This is a genomic window from Chryseobacterium sp. 2TAF14, assembly GCF_052115105.1.
Taxonomy (GTDB): domain Bacteria; phylum Bacteroidota; class Bacteroidia; order Flavobacteriales; family Weeksellaceae; genus Chryseobacterium.
In genome coordinates, this window is the sequence record NZ_JBFRGA010000269.1 from 1 (window position 1) to 2,779 (window position 2,779).

At 32.4% G+C, this 2,779-nt stretch carries 2 protein-coding genes and 1 pseudogene; all 3 read left to right on the forward strand.

The window, feature by feature from the left end; translation table 11 throughout:
* The first annotated feature begins 166 nt into the window (after nucleotides 1-166).
* Nucleotides 167-346 carry a helix-turn-helix domain-containing protein gene (locus AB4Y90_RS17250; RefSeq protein ID WP_441558799.1) on the forward strand — a complete coding sequence of 60 codons (180 nt, stop codon included), beginning with the start codon at nucleotides 167-169 and terminating at the stop codon, nucleotides 344-346.
* Between the two features lie 465 nt (nucleotides 347-811).
* Nucleotides 812-2,293 carry a hypothetical protein gene (locus tag AB4Y90_RS17255; protein ID WP_441558800.1) on the forward strand — a complete coding sequence of 494 codons (1,482 nt, stop codon included), beginning with the start codon at nucleotides 812-814 and terminating at the stop codon, nucleotides 2,291-2,293.
* Nucleotides 2,294-2,541: 248 nt separating this feature from the next.
* Nucleotides 2,542-2,779, forward strand: a pseudogene (locus AB4Y90_RS17260) (threonine aldolase); the annotation flags it as partial.

The following is a 2,779-nucleotide window of genomic DNA, read 5'->3' on the forward strand; positions in this document are numbered from 1 at the left end:
AAAAAGAGCTTTTGAAAAAACTCGAAGAGTTTGAACAGGGAACAGCTTTTATAGAAAGCAGCTTTACTTTAAAAAAACTGATCGTAATTTTAGATACCAATTCTAAATACTTTAATTATATACTGAAAGAGCATCGCGGAAAAAATTTCAATGATATATCAACGGATTGAAAATAAAATATGTTATTGAATATTTGCAAAACAATCCGCAGCATCTTAAATATAAAATTAATCACTTATCAGAACTTTGCGGCTTTGCAACGCACAGTCATTTTACTAAAGTTTTTACTAAAGAAACCGGGATTTCTCCTTCTGAATTTATTTCAAACCTGAAAAACGAAGTTTAAATTGTATTTTTGTAAGTATTTAATTTTTAATGTTTTGAGTTTTAAAGTGTGTTCTAATTCCTGAATCACGATATATAAACTGTTGTTTTTTTTGTATTTGCCGGCCTATCTTTGTCTCGGTAAAAATGCAAATGCCAATTAGTAAATTATAAAACAACAAATGAACAATGATGAAAAATAATGTTCCGTACTATATGCGAAATTTACTTATTCGTGTATAATTTTTACTTTAAGTTTCTTAGAATTTTATTGAAGTTTTTAACCAAATTATTCATGTATTGAGTAGATCGGTACTTCTTTAATTTCGCATCTATTTAGCCGGCTTTTAATAGAACGATTACGATTCTGAAAACTATGATGATTAAAAATTTATTGGAAGAAATTTTATTTCTGCCGTTTTTTAAGTTTTAACTTAAAATTGTTCCCCAAAACATGACACAAATTCAAACATTAAATGTAAACCAAATGAAAAAGAAAATAATTTTAATAAGCGGAATCCTTATATACAGTTTTGCTTACAGCCAAGTAGGAATTGATACAGAGACTCCTAAAGCCACATTAGATGTAATGAGCAAGCCCTCCGATATTACAAAAGCAGACGGAATTATTGCACCAAGACTTACCGGAACAGAGCTGAAAAGCAAAGATGCATTATATACAGCCGATCAGAATGCAACCTTGATATATGTAACCCAAGCTTTAAATTTAGCCGACACTACAACCAAAACAAAAAATGTAACGTCTGTAGGATATTATTACTATGATGCACCTAATAACATCTGGCAAAAAATGGATGCTCCTGAACCGTGGTATGAAATTACCACCAACAGCGATGCAACACTCAATACCCAGAATATTTATCAGATGGGAAAAGTGGGAATTGGTGTTAAACCAGAAACGAATACAGATTTTAGCCTTTATGTAAAAAAAGATTATACACCCGGAACTTCCAGTTATTCAGGAGGAATTAAGAACATTTTTCTAAGCAAAGGTGAAAATAACATCGGTTTTGATAACACTGTTACAGATAATTCTACATCTACTGGAAGCTCCAACATACAAAACTATGGGATAAAAAATGTGGTAAAAGACTTATCTGCCGGAGTAAAAAACGGATATGGTACTTATATTAATTATAATTATCAAGGTGCAAAAAATAATGGTAATTATAGTTTTATACATGGTCTGGAAAGTAATTTGTCTGTAAACGCAGTAGGAGGAGAGCTTTTCAATTCTTATAACTATGGAGTTTCAGCAAGGGTAACTGCTGCTGCTGTAAGCGGAACCGGAAATTTTGTAGAAACACGAGCGCTGAGCGGCCTTCTGGTAACAAAAGCAGAAGCTGGGCAAACAAATAATACTTTACAAGCTTGGGGAGCTATGGCTACAAACCGTCCACAAGGAGCAGGAACCATTAATATTGACAGAATGTACGGTGTAAGTGGTGCTATAGAACCTGAAATGCAAAATGGAGGAGTATTAAATGTAACTAACTCTCAAAATAGCAATCTCATTACAGATGCTTATGCAGCAGGACTAAGATCTTATACCAATTTTAATACTGTGAATGGAGGTTCCGGAACTTATAATTTTAATCGCTTGATGGGAATGTATATCCAGACAAATCAGGCTGCAGGAACCAATGTAAACATCAGTAAATCCTACGGAATTTATATCGAGCGCTACCGTTTTACAGGTGACACTCCTGCAAATGCATATAACTTTTATTCTGCCGGAGAAGATACCAAAAATTACTTTCAGGGAAAAGTGGGTATAGGAACCGAAAATCCGGCAGCACAGCTTCATGTGGTAAAACAGTCGTCGGATCTTACACCTGCGATCATTGAAGGAACAAAAGAATTTGCAGACAATGCTACAGCTATAGCTGCAGGTCTTTCTTCGGGCGCACTTTACAGAACAGGTGATCTATTAAAAGTAGTTCATTAAAAAAAATAAAAGCTATTCAACTTATAAAAACGATAATTTTATACTGAGTAGCTCTGCAAACTTAATTTAATAAATATATTAATTAAGGAAAAGAAAAAATATGACGTTTGTTCATTATTTTGTGTTTTTACACTATAGTAATTAATTTTACTATGGTGTTTTGTTTTTCCTTTAGATTGAGATTTTATTGCTTTACAATATTTTTAAAAAATCTCTTTTGTTGATTCAAGTTTTTTTAATTTTGCACTATGAAATTTTCTTTTAAAAATGATTATTCCGAAGGATGTCATCCTCAGATTTTAGAATCACTTCTTCGAAATAATCTCGATCAGCAGGCAGGTTATGGTGAAGATGATTATTCTAAAAAAGCAAAAGATTTAATTAAAGCTAAAATTGAAAATCAGGCTGCTGAAATTTATTTTGTTTCCGGAGGAACGCAGGCAAACCTTATTGTAATTTCTTCAATTTTAAGACCTTATCAATGTG